Source organism: Roseibium sp. M-1, assembly GCF_054515675.1.
Genome location: NZ_CM137257.1, coordinates 2,569,626 through 2,584,719, shown reverse-complemented (window position 1 = coordinate 2,584,719; position 15,094 = coordinate 2,569,626). Strand labels below are relative to the sequence as shown.

Sequence of the window (15,094 nt, the reverse complement as noted above, 5' to 3'; positions counted from 1 at the left end):
TCAGCCCTCGTTCTGACGCCGGCGGTCGTCCGCCTGGCTCTCCAGGATGCCTTTTACGGTTGCCAGCAGGTCCGCCTCCTTGACGGTGATCTGCGCCGGGCGGCTTTCGCGCCAGGTGATGTTGTCGGTGATTTCTTCAGACAGGCGCTTGCCCTCAATCAGGTCCTTGACCTGGATCTCGCCGGCGGCGCGCTCGTCCGACCCCTGGATGATCGCGACCGGGCAGTTGCGCCGGTCTGCATATTTCAGCTGGTTGCCGAACTTCTTCCAGTTGCCCTGGTACATCTCGGCGCGAATGCCCGCTTCGCGCAGGTCCTGCGCCATCTTCTGGTAGCGCCCAAGCGCTTCGACGTCGCCGTCCATGACGGTGACGAGAACCGGAGCCACCACCTCGGCGGTTCCAAGCTTGCCGAGGTTCTTCAGCGCCGTCATCAGACGCGAAACGCCGATGGAAAAGCCGGTCGCCGGCACGTCGCGGCCGGTGAAACGCTTGACGAGGCCGTCATAGCGGCCGCCGCCGCCGACGGAACCGAACTGGACGACCTCGCCCTTTTCGTTGGTGACGTCGAAGAGGAGTTCTGCTTCGAACACCGCGCCCGTGTAATATTCCAGGCCGCGCACGACGGAAGGGTCGATCTTGATCCGGTCCTCGCCATAGCCGCAGGCCGAGAAGATATCGGCCATCGTGTTCAGCTCGGTGATGCCATCGTTGTCGAGCGTTCCGGTGCCTGTGACGAAGGCGATGATGCTGTCGATGCCGTGGGCGTCGAGGCCTGCACCCTTGGTGAAATCACCGCTCTCGTCCTTGCGGCCGTCGCCGAGCAGCAGACGCACGCCGTCGGTGCCGAACTTGTCGAGCTTGTCGATGGCGCGCAGAACCGTCAGGCGGCGTTCTTCATTCTCTTCGCCGCCAAGTCCGATGCTCTCCAGAACGCCATCCAGAACCTTGCGGTTGTTCACCCGGATCACATACTGACCGCGCGGAATGCCGAGGGCTTCCATCGTGTCGGACATCATCATGCACATTTCGGCATCCGCCTGGACGCCCGGCGCGCCGACCGTGTCGGCATCGAACTGCATGAACTGGCGGAAGCGGCCCGGGCCCGGCTTCTCGTTGCGGAAAACCCAGCCGGCGCGATAGGTGCGGTAAGGAAGCTGGATCTCGTTGATGTTCTCCGAGACGTGCCGGGCGAGCGGCGCGGTCAGGTCGTAGCGCAGGCTCATCCACTGCTCGTCCTCGTCCTGGACGGAGAAGACACCTGCGTTCGGACGGTCCGTATCGGGCAGGAACTTGCCGAGGCAGTCCGTATATTCAAAGGCTGGCGTTTCGACCGGATCGAAGCCATAGCGCTCGTAGACGGCGCGGATCTTCGCGATCATCTCGTCGGTGGCGCGGATGTCTTCGGCAGAGCGGTCGACGAAGCCGCGCGGCAGGCGCGCCTTCAGCTTGTTCGGTTTTTGGGCCATGAAGGTCTTGATCCTGGCGAGTTCCCGGCCGGATTGCGCCCTGATTTTCCCGGAGCGTCCAGCTTGGTGATGTTGCGGTTGTCCTAGACGAAACGGACCGCAAGGGCAAGGTGGGGGAGGACCCGGAAGGCCTGACTTTTCAGCGGACTGGCAAGACATTGCCGCAAATCTCTCGGCCCTGCCTTGTTTGCAGCACAGTTCGGCGTAAAAGGGCCACTTGAGACAACGCTAAAGTAGCTGATCCGCGCGGCTCCGGGTATCCGGTCCGCCCTGCGGTCTATCTGTGCTGTCTTTTCTTGTATTTAATCTCTGGCGGGCTATGGTCCGCGCGACTTGCGGCGATGGGACCGCTCCGGCTGCAAGGGCCGGCGGAATGCGGCGGATAGGATAGACGATGGACAGTGCGGCGCGCATGGCAGTTCAAAATGCCGGCGAAAGCGGGGCAGGGCCTCAGATGGGAGCGGAAGCCGGAGCCGCCGAGCTGAGCGTCATTCTGCCGAGCTTCAACGAAGCCGCCAATATTCCGATCCTGGTCACACTGCTCGAGACCGCGCTCGACGGCGTCGCCTGGGAGGCAATTGTCGTCGACGACAATTCCCCCGACGGCACGACCGAGGTCGCGCGCAGGATCGCGCAGTCGGATCCCCGCATCCGGGTGATCCGCCGCATCGGCCGCCGCGGTCTTTCCGGCGCCTGCATCGAAGGCATTCTGGCCTCTTCCGCGCCTTTCGTCGCCGTCATGGATGCGGACCTGCAGCACGACGAGACATTGTTGCCGAAGATGCTGACGGAGCTGAAGGCCAGCGGTGCGGATCTGGTGGTCGCAAGCCGCAAGGTCGAGGGCGGCACGGTCGGCGAAGGGCTGTCCGCCATCCGTGCCTGGGGCTCCAATGTGGCCAACGGTCTGGCGCAGAAGCTTCTGAACGTCACCTTGAGCGACCCGATGAGCGGCTTCTTCATGGTCCGCCGGGAGAAGGCCGAGGAGTTGGCGCCGAAACTGTCGCCCCAGGGCTTCAAGATCCTGCTCGACCTCGTCTCCAGTGCCGACGGCACGTTGACGATCCGTGAACTGCCTTTCACCTTCCGCGAGCGCCAGCACGGCGAGAGCAAGCTGGATACGCTCGTCACCCTCGACTATTTCGGGCTGCTGCTCGCCAAGTATTTCGGCGATATCGTCTCCGTCCGCTTCCTGATGTTCGGCCTTGTCGGTGCCAGCGGTCTGGTCGTGCACCTGGCGGCGCTGCGCATGTTCCTGCTGGGCGGGCTGGACTTCAACTTCGCCCAGACGGCGGCTTCCTTCGTCGCCATGACCACGAACTTCTTCCTCAACAACCAGCTCACCTATCGGGACCGGCGCCTGCGGGGTGCCAGGGTGCTGATCGGTCTCCTGACCTTCTATGCGGTCTGCTCGGTCGGAGTGCTGGCCAATGTCGGCGTCGCCAACCTCATCTATGCCGACCCGTCCTACTGGTGGTTCGCCGGCACGGCGGGGGCGATCATGGGCGCGGTCTGGAACTATGCTGCCAGCTCCGCCCTGACCTGGCGCAAATCGTAAGGCGGCCATGAACGCGCGCACCGAGACCCTGCCGTTCTTCCTGCGGCCAGCGGGCCTGATCCTCTTGATCGGCCTGTTGACGGCGCTGAAGATTTTCTCCGCCGCCAATGCCCATCTTGTCGAGGACGAGGCCTATTACAGGCTCTGGGGTCTCTACCCGGCCTTGAGCTACTACGACCACCCGCCGATGATCGGATGGTGGATCACGGCCGGGCAGGCGGTCTTCGGCGACACAGTCTTTGCCGTCCGGGCTCTGGTCATCGCCTCGGGCGTCATCGGCTCGCTGGCGCTCTGGCGGACGGCCTGTCTCCTCTTCGGCCGGGCCGAGGCAGGCTGGTCGGTGCTCCTTCTGAATGCCAGCCTTCTTGTCGGGATCGGCGGCATACTGGCAACGCCCGACGCTCCCTCCGTTCTCTTCTGGGGCCTCAGCCTGTGGGCGCTGGCGGAACTTTCCACGTCGAAAAACGCCAATTGGTGGCTCGTCGTCGGGCTGATGGCCGGCTGCGGCCTGCTGGCCAAATATTCCGTGCTGTTTCTCGGCGCCGGTATTGTGCTGTGGCTGGTGTGGGTGCCCGAAGCGCGTCGTTGGTGGGGCTGCTGGCAGCTTTGGGCCGGCGGACTGATCGCCGTTGCCCTGTTCTCGCCGGTGCTCTGGTGGAACCATGCCCACGACTGGGTGAGCTTCTACAAGCAGTTCGGCCGGGCCGGTGGCGGCGGCTTTACCGCAAAGTACATCTTCGAATTCCTGGGGGCTTTTATCGGGTTGATGAACCCGCTGATCGCTCTCCTCGCGGCACCCGGCGCCGTTAAGCTGGCCAGGCGTCTGCGCCTGCGCGACAGCGCCGCCTCGCTTCTCCTGCTGACGGTGCTGCCGTTCCTCATCTATCTCGTCTATCACTCCCTGCATGCGCGTGTTCAGGCGAACTGGCCGGCACCTCTTTTTCCGGCTTTTGCCATGATGGCGGCCGTCTTCGTCGCCGGATTGCGTCCGGGCCGGACGGTCTTGCGCTTGTGCGCGGTGGCGGGGATCCTGTCGGGCCTCGCAGTCGCCGTCCTGGTACAGTTCCATGCGGTCTCGCCCCTTACCGGTGAACTCGCCCGCAAGGACCCGACCTTCCAGCTGCGCGGCTGGCCTGAGATCGGCGCCGAAGTGGCCGCGCTGGCCGAGGCTCAGGACGCGGCTTTCGTGGTGACCACCAGCTACGGCCTCAACGGCCAGCTCGATTTCCTGCTGAAAGACAGGCTGCCGGTGACCCAGCTTACCGAGCGCATCCGCTATCTCATGCAGCCGGAACCGGAGATGGTCCTGTTCGATGAGCCGGGGCTCTATGTGACCGAAAAGCGCCGCGACCGGGCGGACGCGTTGCGCAACAGCTTTACAACGGTCGAGAAGCTGGCCGAGCTGACACGCCAGGTGGACGGGGTGCCCCTCGAGGTGCTTGTGGTCTACAAGGTCGACGGTCGCACCGGCCCGGTTCTGGAGCCGATCGAGTAAAGATGAGGTGGCGGGAGGCGGCACCTCGGCCAAACAACCGGCTTGCAATGCCCTCCCGAATGACGCAGGGATATGACTGAAAATTCAGTTTGTCCGGACATTGATGAAGCGCATAACCCTTGGAGCTCTTGACTACGGCCTCGCCTTCGGGGTCGACCGCGCCTTGCGCGAGCTGGTCGAGCAGGGCCGATTGAGCGCCCTTGGGGCGCTGGTGGCGACGGATCTGTGGCCACGCGAGTTCCGCCCGCTTCAGGAAACGGTTGAGAGGGTCGGCAAGCGTGCCATGTTCGGCGTGACGCTTGCCTTCAGCGGCGACCGGGTGTCGCCCGTCAGTGCCCGCATGCAGGAAATCTATGGCGACCGGCTTTTCACCCGCGAAAAACTGCAGCGCCGTGCGCTGTTCCGCCTCTTGCCGGACGAACTCTTGCTGGAGGAAGCCCAGGCCCAGCTTGCCCGCTACAGCGTGCTGATGAAGCGCCCGCCGGATTTCGTTGCCGTGCGCGAGGGACTGCTTGCCCGCACCGCCATCGCGCGGATCGTTTTCAAGGCGATCAAACACGCGGATTATGACGTGCCACCGCTGGTGATCTCGCCGGTCCGCTCCGGCCTCAAGACGATCCGGCTGTCCCGGCTCGCGAGGTCGCACGGCCTCAAGATGCTGCCGAAGGCCGATCCGCTGCCGGAGACGGACGATCCGGAGGAGTTGCAGCAGCTCTTGCACAATCATTTCGACGGCATGAGCGATCTCAGTTTTGTCGCCGCCATTCCGGGCCGGTCTGACGACCGTCTGCGGCGGGACGAACCGCGCAAGAAAATCGCCATCCGCGAATGCCAGTACGAAGTTCTTGCCAGCGGCAGATTCTTCCATACGCTGGAGAAGAAGGACGTGTTTTTGAATTGACGCAGATTAAGAGGCTGCGCCACAACGAAAAAACGGCCCTGCGGGGAACAGGGCCGTTTTTCGTGGAGGTCTGGAAGGGGGGAGGGGCAACCCCGCTTCCATGTCCTTTGATATAGGTCTATTTTGTTGGAATGCACGTGACGGGCATCACAAGTTTTCGTTTGACGCGTGATTTTGCGGGCAGCAGGTTTTTAGGCAGGGGGACGGCGTGGCCGAGATCAAGGATTTTCTGAAGAACAGCTTTTCACTGGCAGGGCTCGACCCGGATCTGGCGGTGGGGCTGTCCCGTCTTGCCAGGCCGATGAAAATTCCCGCCGGAACGATCCTGTTCGAGAACGGTGACCCCGGCAACGGCTGTTATGCGGTGCTGGAAGGCTCTCTCAAGGTCTCGCTGCTCTCCGTCGAGGGCGACGAGCAGCTCCTGGCCGTGCTCGGCCCGGGTGATCTTGTCGGAGAGCTGGCGCTCCTCGACGGGCGGCCGCGCTCCGCAACCGTCAGTGCGCTGAAGGAAGCCCAGCTTGCCTTCATCGACAAGGCGGCATTCCAGCGCTTTTCGGACGAGAACCCGGCAGTCTACCGGCACATGCTGTCGATTGTGGGCAAGCGCCTGCGTCATGCCAACGATGTGCTGGCGGCCCGTTCCTTCCTGCCGCTGCCCGGCCGGGTGGCGCAGACATTGCTGCAGCTGTCGGAAACCTTCGGCAAGCCGCTCGACGACGGCCGTCTCCTCATCCACTACAAGCTCAGCCAGGCGGACATTGCCAACATGGCAGGCGCTGCACGCGAAAACGTCAGCCGCGTCCTCAACGACTGGAAACGCTCCGGCACCATCAGCCGCATCTCCGGCTATTACTGCCTCGAACAGATCGATTTCCTGAAACAGGCTTCGACGCTGTAGGGGGCAGGGGACGAAAGTCCCCGTCTGCTGGCGATTTGCCCTCCATCGTCATCCCGGCCAAGCGCAGCGCGAGCCGGGACCGGGGAGGCAAATCACTACCTTTTCGTGGCTTTTTTCGCGACAGCCCAAGGGCTCTCCGGTCCCGGATCTCCGCTGCGCTGCGTCCGGGATGACGGCGGAGGGGGTGATCTCAGCGGGAAACGTTTTTGTTGCACAACGGAATGGCTGTTTTTTACCCGCCCGGACTTAGTCCACCGCCACGGCCATCTGCGTTCCCGCCAGAATGGAAGCCAGCGTTTCCCCGTTGAGGCTGTCAAGAAAGGCTTCCGAGGCGCGGGCCATGGCGCCTTTGAGGGCGCAGCGGGGCAGGAAGGCGCAGGTGGTGGGTTCCGGTTTCAGGCAGGCGACAACGCCGAGATCGGGTTCGATCAGCCGCACCACATCGCCTAAGCGAATTTCTTCCGGGGCTAGGGCCAGCCTTATGCCGCCGCCACGGCCGCGGGTTGTCTCCAGATAGCCGCCGCGCGCCAGATGGGCGACGATCTTCATCACGTGAGACTTGGCAAGGCCCAGCTGGCTCGACAGCCGGTCGACCGTCTGGGCTGCATCCGACTGGCCGGTGGCCATCAGAATTCTCAAGGCAAAATCGCTGGCCTGGCTGAGGCGCATAACTCGATCCCGAAAACATTCATCTTAGATGTTGATTTTAGCGGGCGTCTGTGTCATTTAAAAGATGCATCTTAAATGAATGTTATGGAGGCGGCGATGGAAGCCCCCGAAACCGGTGCCGTAAAACCGAATTCCAGCAGATACAGACTGCAGCGGCGGGAGGCGCCGGACACGGGCGACCGGCTGCAGCGGTACGAGAAGGTCGACGAGCAGGCGATCCACGTGATGGTGCACACCTTCTATGGCTGCATCCGCCAGCATCCCCGGCTCGGCGAGATCTTCGGGCGCCGTCTCGAAGGCCGCTGGGAAGACCATCTGCCGAAGATGGAAGCCTTCTGGCAGTCGGTCCTGATGAAGAACTGCGCCTACAAGGGCAAGCCGGTACCGGCACATCTGAAGCAGAAGGAGCTGGTCAGCGCCGATTATGGCGAATGGCTCGGTGTTTTCCGCCCCGTGGTGCGCGAATTGTTCGTGCCCGATCTGGCAGACGAGATCATCGCCATCGCCGAACGCATCGCCCAGAGCCTCTGGCTCGCCACCTTCGGCACGCCCGGGTCCAACCCGCCGGCCGAACTCTTCACCGAACAGTCTGAATGGAGCGGATCATGCTGGTAGCCGTCGTTCTTGCCGCAGAGGCGCTGGTCGCCGTCTGGTTCACCGTCTTTTCGCTGATGCTGGTGTCCATGTATCTGGACAGCCGCGGCATGCCGCTGCCCAAGCTCGACATCGCCGGGCGGACGCTGATCGGCAGCGCCAAGCTCGCCTTCGTCACAGGCATGGTCGCGCTCGCGGTCATGACCGTCCTGGAAATCCGCGCAATCAGCTGACCATCCCTTCAATTCCGGAGACAAAAATGTCCAAGTCCACGCTGTTTCATCGCGGTCTGCCGATCCTGCTGATATGGATCGCCGCCCCCATGCCTCTCTGGATCATGTCCATTCTGGTTTTCCTCATCTGATAAGGGGACTTGTGCTCCGCGCGCCTCGGGGTAGTCTCTTTTCAGAATCAATGGAGGGGCTCAGGCGTGAACGAAGAACGGCCGACTGGCGAGCTGACACTGCGCACCATGGCCATGCCGGCCGACACCAATGCCAATGGCGACATCTTCGGCGGCTGGGTGCTGTCGCAGATGGACCTTGCAGGCGGCATCGCCGCCGGTCAGCGGGCCGAGGGCAGGGTGGTGACCATCGCGGTCGACAAGATGAAATTCATCCGCCCGGTTCATGTCGGCGACGTGCTTTGCATCTATACGGAAGTCGTGCGCGTCGGCAATTCGTCCATGGAAATCAAGCTGGAAGCCTGGGCACTGCGCCACCGCTACGGCCAGCGGGAAAAGGTGACGGAGGCGGTCTTCACCATGGTCGCCGTCGACGACAGCGGCAAGCCCCGCCCGGTACCGAAGCGGCCCTGAGCGAAATTCCCTACAAATTCCCGCACCCAGCATCCTCATCCTGAGGAAGCGCGTAAGCGCTGTCTCGAAGGATGGGCCGCTTGTTCGGGAGTATGCCGCCCGTCCTTCGAGACGCGAGTGAACTCGCTCCTCAGGATGAGGGTGATGGGTAGCAGGGGCCGAGTTCCGGCGAACCCGTGCGGACCTTCAGTACCGTGCTGGCTCCTGGCGGTTGAGAATGTCGGCGAAGAGATCCTCGTCGACCGCACAGGTGCAGCCGTTGGCCCAGAGTTGAAGCAGGGTTTTCAGGCGTTCGATCCGGGCTTCGGCGCTCAATGCAGCCTTGTGCCGCGGCAGACCGCCGAGGATGCGCAGGGATTTGATCCGCGCCAGCACGCAGTCTTCCGCTGCCTTGAACCAGATATCGGTTCCTGCCAGCTCCGAGCTGGTGGCTCCATGGTACTCGATCAGATCTGCCGCACGTCCGGCAAATGGGTCCTGAGACAAAAAATCCTCCATCGGTTGCCCGAGGAGGACTGGCGCATGCAATCGAACCGCTTCGTTGCCGACCAGCCTCGATTGAGGTTCTGTCCGGCCGCATCCCTGTTGCGGAAACCACCTTGCCCGGAACGGCAGGTTGGCGAGGGCGCCAGCCCTTCTCTTGATGATGGCGCGTATATGCCATGTCCGATCGGCCTTGGCAAGTCCGTCGGCGCGTGTCACATCTTCTTGAAATGCTTCAGCAGGAGAATGCCGTTGTTGGACAGGTCCGTACTGCATCACAGCCGGCCGCTCGTGCCGATCCTGCTGGCCTTCTGCGCGTGTTTCATCGACGTCGTCTGCATCCTCGGCCTCTTCCACACCTTCACCGCCTTCATCACCGGCACGCTGGTCGTGCTGTGTACCGAGGTCTTCCATCAGAGCGACAACGCCGCGTTGAAGGTCTTCGTGCTGGCGATGTTCTTCGCCTCGACCCTCTTCTGGTATATGGCGGTCACAAGGCTGGTTCAGGCGCGCAAGGTGGCCGTTTCGCACCTCTTTGCCCTGGAGGCCGTGCTGGTCACGGGGTTCATGATCGTGGCCGGACTTGGCGATCCTGCCGCCGGCGGTCCGCTGTCGGCCGTCACCCTGACGGCTGTCGCCTTCTCGACCATCGCCATGGCGCTGCAGAACGTCATCATGCTGACCATCCTCAACCGCCATGTGCCGACCACCATGATGACCGGCAATTCGCTGAAGCTCGTGCTCGGCGTTGCGGACTATTTCCAGCATCCTGAAACCCGTACCGACAGCCGTTCCCGGATCGTGCACCAGAGCCTCGTCATTGCCGCCTTTGCCATTGGCGGCCTGCTGGCGAGTTTCCTGATGAACACCCTGGAATTCTGGGCGCTTGCCGTGCCGATTGCGGTTCTATTGCTGCTGGCGGCGGTGCAGCCGGCCGATGAGGCAAAGGCCGCCTGACGCGGGCCGGTCACATGTGCCGGTCGTAATTGATCCGTCCGTCCACCAGATGGATGCGCCGCTCCATGCGGGCTGCGAGATCGAGGTCGTGGGTAACGGCAACAACGGTGGTGCGTTCCGTCTCGACGATCTTTCTCAGGCTCTCGAAGACCTGCTCCGTCGATGCGCTGTCAAGACTGCCGGTGGGCTCGTCCGCCAGGATCAGTTCCGGGGAATTGGCGAGCGCCCTTGCGACCGCGACACGCTGGCGCTGGCCACCGGAAAGCTGCTCCGGGCGCCGGTCCTGGAAGTCTTCAAGGCCAAGGTCGGCAAGCAGGCCGCGGGCATGGTCCAGTTGGTCCCTCGGACTGCGCTTGCCGAGCCGCTGCATCGGGATCATCACGTTTTCCAGCGCCGTGAACTCCGGCAGCAGGAAGTGGAACTGGAAGACGAAGCCGAGCTTTTCCAGCCTAAGATGCGCCATCTCTGCCGAAGAAAGGGCGTGAGTGGGCGTGCCGCCGATCCGGACCTCGCCGGAGGTCGGCCGGTCGAGAAGGCCAAGCAGGTAGAGAAGTGAGGATTTGCCGGAACCTGACGGACCGGTGATCGCGACGAACTCCGCTTCCCCAACCTGGAAACTGACATCCTCGACCAGCGTTACCGGCACCATTGCGGGCAGGATGCGGGTAAGGTTGCGCGCTTCCAGCAGAACACGGCCGGTATCCGGCAAGGGGGACGCTGCAGGGGTCATGTCGCCCCCCGGATGATGTCGACCGGGTTGAGCCTTGCCGCCTTGCGGGCGGGGATGTAGCCGGCAATGCCGGCGGAAAAGAGCGCCAGCAGGCAGGCGATCACATAATGCATGCCTGAGAAATGGATCGGCAGGTGGGTGATTTCCACGTCCTGCGTGAACTCGAACTTGATCGAGGCCAGGTAGCTCGATAGCGCAAAGCCGAGCGCCGATCCGGCGACGGCCCCAAGGATGCCGATCACCAACCCCTCGAGCACGAAGATCTGCTGGATGTCGCCTTCCGGAAAGCCGAGCGATTTGAGAATGGCAATGTCGTGTGCCTTCTCGTGCACGATGGTGGAAACGATGTTGAAGATGCCGAAGCCGGCAACCACCAGAATGGCACCCACCACCGTGTACATGATGATGTTGCGAACGAAAAACGCCTCCATCAGGCCTTCGTTTGCCTCTTCCCAGGAAACCGCCTTGTAGCCGAGCTGGCGTTCGGCCCGGGCGGCGACCGCATTGGCCTCGCCGATATCGTCGAGGCGGATGGAGATCGAGTTGATGATGTCGGGCTTCTCGAACAGGATCTGCACCGCCTTCAAGGGGGCGTAGGCCAGGCCCTCGTCCGACGAGGTGATGCCGCTGTGAAAGAGGCCGACGATCTTGAAGCGCTTGGCGACACCGTTGGCCGACGTAAGCGTGACCGTGTCGCCAAACTCGGCGCTGAGCTTCTCCGCGGCCTTGTCGCCGATCACCAGCCCGTTTGCCGTCGTTTCCAGGTCCTCGAATGCACCGGCGCGCATGTCTTCCCGGATCTTCGAGACGGCAAGCTCGCGCTTCGGCACGATGCCGGTCAAGGTCATGCCGATATCTTGGCCCGCATAGCGCAGCACGGCCTGGCCGCCGAGCCGCTGGGCCATGGCGCCGTTCACCCAGTCGCGCAGCGAGGCAAGGGCTTCCGTCGGATTGCGGATGCCGCGCAGATCTTCCTTCGGCCTCAGTCCGTGAAAGGCGACGGCGTCATAAACAGCGCTTGCCGGCTGCACCGCCGGGGCGCGCTGCTCGTCGCGGATCTCCACATGAGGGATGGCGTCGATCAGCGTCGAGGTGAAGTCCCGCTGCGAGCCTTCCATCAGGCTTGCCATGGCCACCGAAAAGCCGACGCCGAGCGCTACGCCGAGCGTCGAGACGATGGTCTGGCGCAGGCGGTTGCGGATATGGGTGGAGGCGATCCGGAAAAGAAGCATTATCCGCGAGCTCCCGCGGCGGGTTTGACCTTCTGTCCCTCGAGCAGCTCGGTGCTGTAGGGAAAAACGACGCGCGTGTCTGCCGTCGCATCGTCAAGGACCTCTATGGCGCGGGTGCCGCGGATGCCGGTTTGAACCGTGACGGGCAGGATCCGGTTCTCCTCGTCCAGCGTCAGGATCTTCGTTCCGTCGAAGGCGGCGGGCGGCAAAAGCAGCGCACCTTCCTTTTCCTGCGTGACGATATTGATCTCGGCCGTCATGCCGATGCGCAGGGGCGTGTCCTCCGGCAGGTCGAGATAGACGCGGTAGTTCTTAAGCACCGGATCCCCCATGGGCGTGATGCTGGAGACCTCCACCATGAGATCGTCATCGGGAAAGGCGTCCGCGCGGATCAGCGCCCTGTGTCCCTTTTCTACCTTGGGAATGTCTTCCTCATTCACCTCCGCGACGAGCTGCAGCGGCACCGGCTGACCGATCCAGAACAGGATTTCACCGGGTTCTGCCACTTCACCGACCGCGCCGTCCGCGCGCAGCACCATGCCGTCCATGGGGGCGAGGATCGCATAGTCACGCAGGCGTTCGGTCTGGGCCGCCGCCATGGCGTTCACCCGGATCAGTTCGTTCTGGGCCTTGTCGTAGACCTGCTGGCTGATGACCCGGCGTTCCAGCAATTGCTGCGCCCGCTCCCTGTCGGACAGGGCAAGCTCCTGCCGGGCTTCGAGCTCCGCCAGGGTGGCTCGGGCATCGCCACTGTCGAGTTCCGCCAGCCGGTCGCCCTTCTTCACCTGTTCGCCTTCGCAGCCGCAGAGGGAGATGATGCGCTCGCGGATGATGCTGGTGACCTTGGCCCAACGGACGGGTTCCACCACGGCGGTCGCATAGACGACCTCCGCCGCCCGTCCTGGCCTGGGTGAGACGATACCGACTTCCGGCGGCCGTTGTGTCCACCAGTAAGCGCCGGCAATCGCGGCGCCCGCCAGAACAAGGAAAACCAGAACCTTCAGAATTCGCATGGCACACCTTTGTCGGGTTGGCCGGAGCATAACCCGTTAACGGCGACCTGCCATGGCCTGGATCAAACCCGCAGGTTTGCGGGGTGTCCAGGGCGGGGTTCTTTCAAAGATCGGAGACCCTGACCACCAGCTTGCCGGTGTTGGTGCCGTCGAAGAGCTTGTTCAGCACCACCGGTGCGTTTTCCAGCCCGTCCTCGATGTCGAGCCGGTAGGTCAGCTTACCGGCCGCCATCAGCTTGCCGAGTTCCTGGAAAATTGCCGGAAAGAGATCGTAGTGATCCGGCATGGCGAAGCCCTTCAGCGTCAGCCGCCGCCGGACGATGGCGGTCATGTCCATGGCGCCGTTGTTCGTCTCGCCGTTGTAGACGGAAATGAAGCCGCAGAAGATTATCCTGCCGTAGGGAGCCATGTTGCGGAAGGCCGCAAGGAAGGGCTCGCCGCCGACATTCTCGAAATGCAGGTCGATCCCGTCCGGTGCAAAGTCCTGCAGGCCCTTGTCGAGGTCGTCGGTTCGATAGTTGAGCGCGGCGTCAAAACCAAGTTCGTTCACCAGCCAGTCGCATTTTTCTTTTGTGCCGGCGATGCCGATCACCCGCAGCCCAAGCGCCTTGCCGATTTGCCCGACCAGCGAGCCGACCGACCCGGCGGCACCCGTCACGCACAAGGTCTCGCCGGCCCTGGCGTGGCCTTCCGTGACCAGGCCGTGATAGGCGGTGGCACCGGGCAGACCGAAAACGCCCATGTAGTCCTCGATCTTCGCCAGCTTCGGTACGACGCTGAGCTGGCCCGGCCGAACGTCCAGATATTGCGTCCAGCCTGTCATGCCGCTGACCCAGTCACCGGTCCTGTAGCCGTCCGACCGGCTCTCCTCGACGACGCCGACGCCTATCGAACGCATCGTGTCGCCGATTTCCACCGGGGGAATGTAGCTCTTGGTGCTGGGCGACACCCAGCCCCGCATGGCCGGGTCGAGCGACACATAGACCACCCGCACCCTTGCCTTGCCGTTTTCCAGCGGCAGCATCTCTTCCTCGACCTTCGCGAAATGCTCCGGCCCGAGGCGGCCTTCGGGGCGGGCGGTGAGGGTAAAACGCATGTTCTGCATGGGGCGGTCCTTTGGTGCTGGCACCCTGATGCGTCTCAGTAGTGCGGCGGCTTTTCCACCTGGTGGCCGGGATGAACGTTCTCCATCAATTCCTCCACCTGATCCGTCATGGTGGCAATGAGACGGGTGAGCCGATCGATCTGCCGTCCCTGGTCGATCACGACGGCGTTGAGATCGTCTATGGTGTTGATGGCATGGGCAAGGTCGATTTCCAGCTTGTCCAGCCGGATTTCCTTGTCATCTGTCATGGGCATTTCCTCAGCGGCAGCAAGAGGGAGGTCAAAAGCGGTTTGCCTGTCGGCGCTTGAGGCAGATATATTCCGGCGTTGGCGAAAGACCAACAGCCTTCATTGCTGAAGGCAATGGGTATCTTTCCGCGAACACGAACCGATTTTCTGGCCCCGTTCCGATCATTTCCGCCCAGAACCTGAGAGCGCCGCATGACCGATCTCGCTGCCTTCGACATCACCCGCAAGTGGCCTGCGACCCATCCCGACCGGATCCAGCTATATTCCCTGCCAACGCCGAACGGCATTAAGGTTTCCGCGATGCTGGAGGAAACCGGGCTGCCTTATGAACCGCATCTGGTGGATTTCGGCACCAACGATCAGATGAGCCCGGAATTCCTGTCGCTCAATCCGAACAACAAGATCCCGGCCATCCTCGACCCGAACGGGCCCGACGGCAAGCCGCTGCCGCTTTGGGAATCCGGTGCGATCCTGATTTATCTCGCAGAGAAGTCAGGCCGTTTCCTGCCGTCCGATCCCTCGGAGAAATACGAGACATTGCAGTGGCTGATGTGGCAGATGGGCGGCTTCGGCCCGATGACCGGCCAGCTCGGTTTCTTTCACAAGTTCGCCGGACGCGAGTATGAGGACCGCCGCCCGTTCGAGCGCTACCGGGACGAGGTCAAGCGGCTGCTGAAAGTTCTCGACCAGCGTCTGGATGGCCGCGTTTATCTCATGGGAGAAGACTATTCGATCGCGGATATGGCTTGCTGGCCCTGGGCCCGCAACATCAACGGCTTCTATGAGGCGGGCGAGGTGACGGGCTATCTCGGCTTCATAAACGTGGTGCGGTGGGTTGAGACATGCCTCTCGCGTCCGGCAAGCCAGAGAGCAATCGATATTCCCTCGCGAAATTAGACTTTTTTTGCCAGTCGCGAGCCAGCCAAGAGC

At 62.8% G+C, this 15,094-nt stretch carries 17 protein-coding genes and 1 riboswitch; of the genes, 9 read left to right on the top strand and 8 right to left on the bottom strand.

Going from position 1 to position 15,094, the window contains the following annotated elements; all coding sequences use genetic code 11:
* Positions 1-1,467 (bottom strand): histidine--tRNA ligase, encoded by a 1,467-nt coding sequence (gene hisS / locus ACX3M4_RS11680; protein ID WP_459358750.1) that lies wholly within the window; start codon positions 1,465-1,467, stop codon positions 1-3.
* A gap of 412 nt (positions 1,468-1,879) precedes the next feature.
* Between hisS and ACX3M4_RS11675 the strand changes: the two genes are divergently transcribed.
* The 4 genes from ACX3M4_RS11675 to ACX3M4_RS11660 all read left to right on the top strand — a co-directional run bounded on the left by ACX3M4_RS11675 (position 1,880) and on the right by ACX3M4_RS11660 (position 6,316).
* Entirely contained in the window at positions 1,880-3,022 is a 1,143-nt protein-coding gene (locus tag ACX3M4_RS11675) for a glycosyltransferase family 2 protein (RefSeq protein ID WP_459359416.1), read from the top strand.
* A 7-nt stretch (positions 3,023-3,029) separates the two neighbouring features.
* Positions 3,030-4,517 carry an ArnT family glycosyltransferase gene (locus ACX3M4_RS11670; protein WP_459358749.1) on the top strand — a complete coding sequence of 496 codons (1,488 nt, stop codon included), beginning with the start codon at positions 3,030-3,032 and terminating at the stop codon, positions 4,515-4,517.
* 103 nt (positions 4,518-4,620) lie between these two features.
* Positions 4,621-5,418 carry a ChbG/HpnK family deacetylase gene (locus ACX3M4_RS11665; protein WP_459358748.1) on the top strand — a complete coding sequence of 266 codons (798 nt, stop codon included), beginning with the start codon at positions 4,621-4,623 and terminating at the stop codon, positions 5,416-5,418.
* A gap of 208 nt (positions 5,419-5,626) precedes the next feature.
* On the top strand, positions 5,627-6,316 hold the full coding sequence (locus tag ACX3M4_RS11660; protein WP_459358747.1) for a Crp/Fnr family transcriptional regulator: 690 nt from the start codon (positions 5,627-5,629) through the stop codon (positions 6,314-6,316).
* 246 nt (positions 6,317-6,562) lie between these two features.
* Here the strand turns inward: ACX3M4_RS11660 and ACX3M4_RS11655 are convergent, their stop codons facing one another.
* Positions 6,563-6,985 carry an RrF2 family transcriptional regulator gene (locus tag ACX3M4_RS11655; protein WP_459358746.1) on the bottom strand — a complete coding sequence of 141 codons (423 nt, stop codon included), beginning with the start codon at positions 6,983-6,985 and terminating at the stop codon, positions 6,563-6,565.
* Between the two features lie 96 nt (positions 6,986-7,081).
* Here ACX3M4_RS11655 and ACX3M4_RS11650 point away from each other — a divergent pair, with 96 nt between their 5' ends.
* The 3 genes from ACX3M4_RS11650 (at position 7,082) to yciA (ending at position 8,396) form a co-directional block, all read left to right on the top strand.
* Entirely contained in the window at positions 7,082-7,600 is a 519-nt protein-coding gene (locus tag ACX3M4_RS11650; protein ID WP_459358745.1) for a group III truncated hemoglobin, read from the top strand.
* Positions 7,591-7,812 (top strand): hypothetical protein, encoded by a 222-nt coding sequence (locus ACX3M4_RS11645; RefSeq protein WP_459358744.1) that lies wholly within the window; start codon positions 7,591-7,593, stop codon positions 7,810-7,812. The genes ACX3M4_RS11650 and ACX3M4_RS11645 overlap by 10 nt, the downstream gene beginning before the upstream one ends.
* A 197-nt stretch (positions 7,813-8,009) precedes the next feature.
* Positions 8,010-8,396 (top strand): acyl-CoA thioester hydrolase YciA, encoded by a 387-nt coding sequence (yciA, locus tag ACX3M4_RS11640; protein WP_459358743.1) that lies wholly within the window; start codon positions 8,010-8,012, stop codon positions 8,394-8,396.
* A gap of 186 nt (positions 8,397-8,582) precedes the next feature.
* On the opposite strand, the gene ACX3M4_RS11635 is transcribed toward yciA, so the two are convergent.
* Entirely contained in the window at positions 8,583-8,882 is a 300-nt protein-coding gene (locus ACX3M4_RS11635; protein WP_459358742.1) for a hypothetical protein, read from the bottom strand.
* Positions 8,883-8,923: 41 nt separating this feature from the next.
* Positions 8,924-9,048: riboswitch (SAM-I-IV-variant riboswitch) on the bottom strand.
* A gap of 86 nt (positions 9,049-9,134) precedes the next feature.
* Between ACX3M4_RS11635 and ACX3M4_RS11630 the strand changes: the two genes are divergently transcribed.
* Positions 9,135-9,836, top strand: coding sequence for a YoaK family protein (locus tag ACX3M4_RS11630; protein ID WP_459358741.1), 702 nt, complete (start codon positions 9,135-9,137; stop codon positions 9,834-9,836).
* Between the two features lie 10 nt (positions 9,837-9,846).
* Here the strand turns inward: ACX3M4_RS11630 and ACX3M4_RS11625 are convergent, their stop codons facing one another.
* The 5 genes from ACX3M4_RS11625 to ACX3M4_RS11605 all read right to left on the bottom strand — a co-directional run bounded on the left by ACX3M4_RS11625 (position 9,847) and on the right by ACX3M4_RS11605 (position 14,164).
* Positions 9,847-10,566: an ABC transporter ATP-binding protein gene (locus tag ACX3M4_RS11625; protein WP_459358740.1), complete on the bottom strand. Its 720-nt coding sequence runs from the start codon at positions 10,564-10,566 to the stop codon at positions 9,847-9,849.
* The gene (locus tag ACX3M4_RS11620; RefSeq protein WP_459359415.1) at positions 10,563-11,801 is read right to left on the bottom strand and encodes an ABC transporter permease; all 1,239 of its coding nucleotides are present in this window, start codon (positions 11,799-11,801) and stop codon (positions 10,563-10,565) included. Before ACX3M4_RS11620 ends, ACX3M4_RS11625 begins: the two co-directional genes overlap by 4 nt.
* On the bottom strand, positions 11,798-12,811 hold the full coding sequence (locus ACX3M4_RS11615; protein WP_459358739.1) for an efflux RND transporter periplasmic adaptor subunit: 1,014 nt from the start codon (positions 12,809-12,811) through the stop codon (positions 11,798-11,800). Before ACX3M4_RS11615 ends, ACX3M4_RS11620 begins: the two co-directional genes overlap by 4 nt.
* A gap of 103 nt (positions 12,812-12,914) precedes the next feature.
* On the bottom strand, positions 12,915-13,916 hold the full coding sequence (locus ACX3M4_RS11610) for an NADP-dependent oxidoreductase (protein WP_459358738.1): 1,002 nt from the start codon (positions 13,914-13,916) through the stop codon (positions 12,915-12,917).
* Positions 13,917-13,951: 35 nt separating this feature from the next.
* The gene (locus ACX3M4_RS11605) at positions 13,952-14,164 is read right to left on the bottom strand and encodes a SlyX family protein (RefSeq protein WP_459358737.1); all 213 of its coding nucleotides are present in this window, start codon (positions 14,162-14,164) and stop codon (positions 13,952-13,954) included.
* 192 nt (positions 14,165-14,356) lie between these two features.
* Here ACX3M4_RS11605 and ACX3M4_RS11600 point away from each other — a divergent pair, with 192 nt between their 5' ends.
* Positions 14,357-15,061, top strand: coding sequence for a glutathione S-transferase N-terminal domain-containing protein (locus ACX3M4_RS11600; protein ID WP_459358736.1), 705 nt, complete (start codon positions 14,357-14,359; stop codon positions 15,059-15,061).
* The last annotated feature ends 33 nt before the right edge of the window (positions 15,062-15,094 follow it).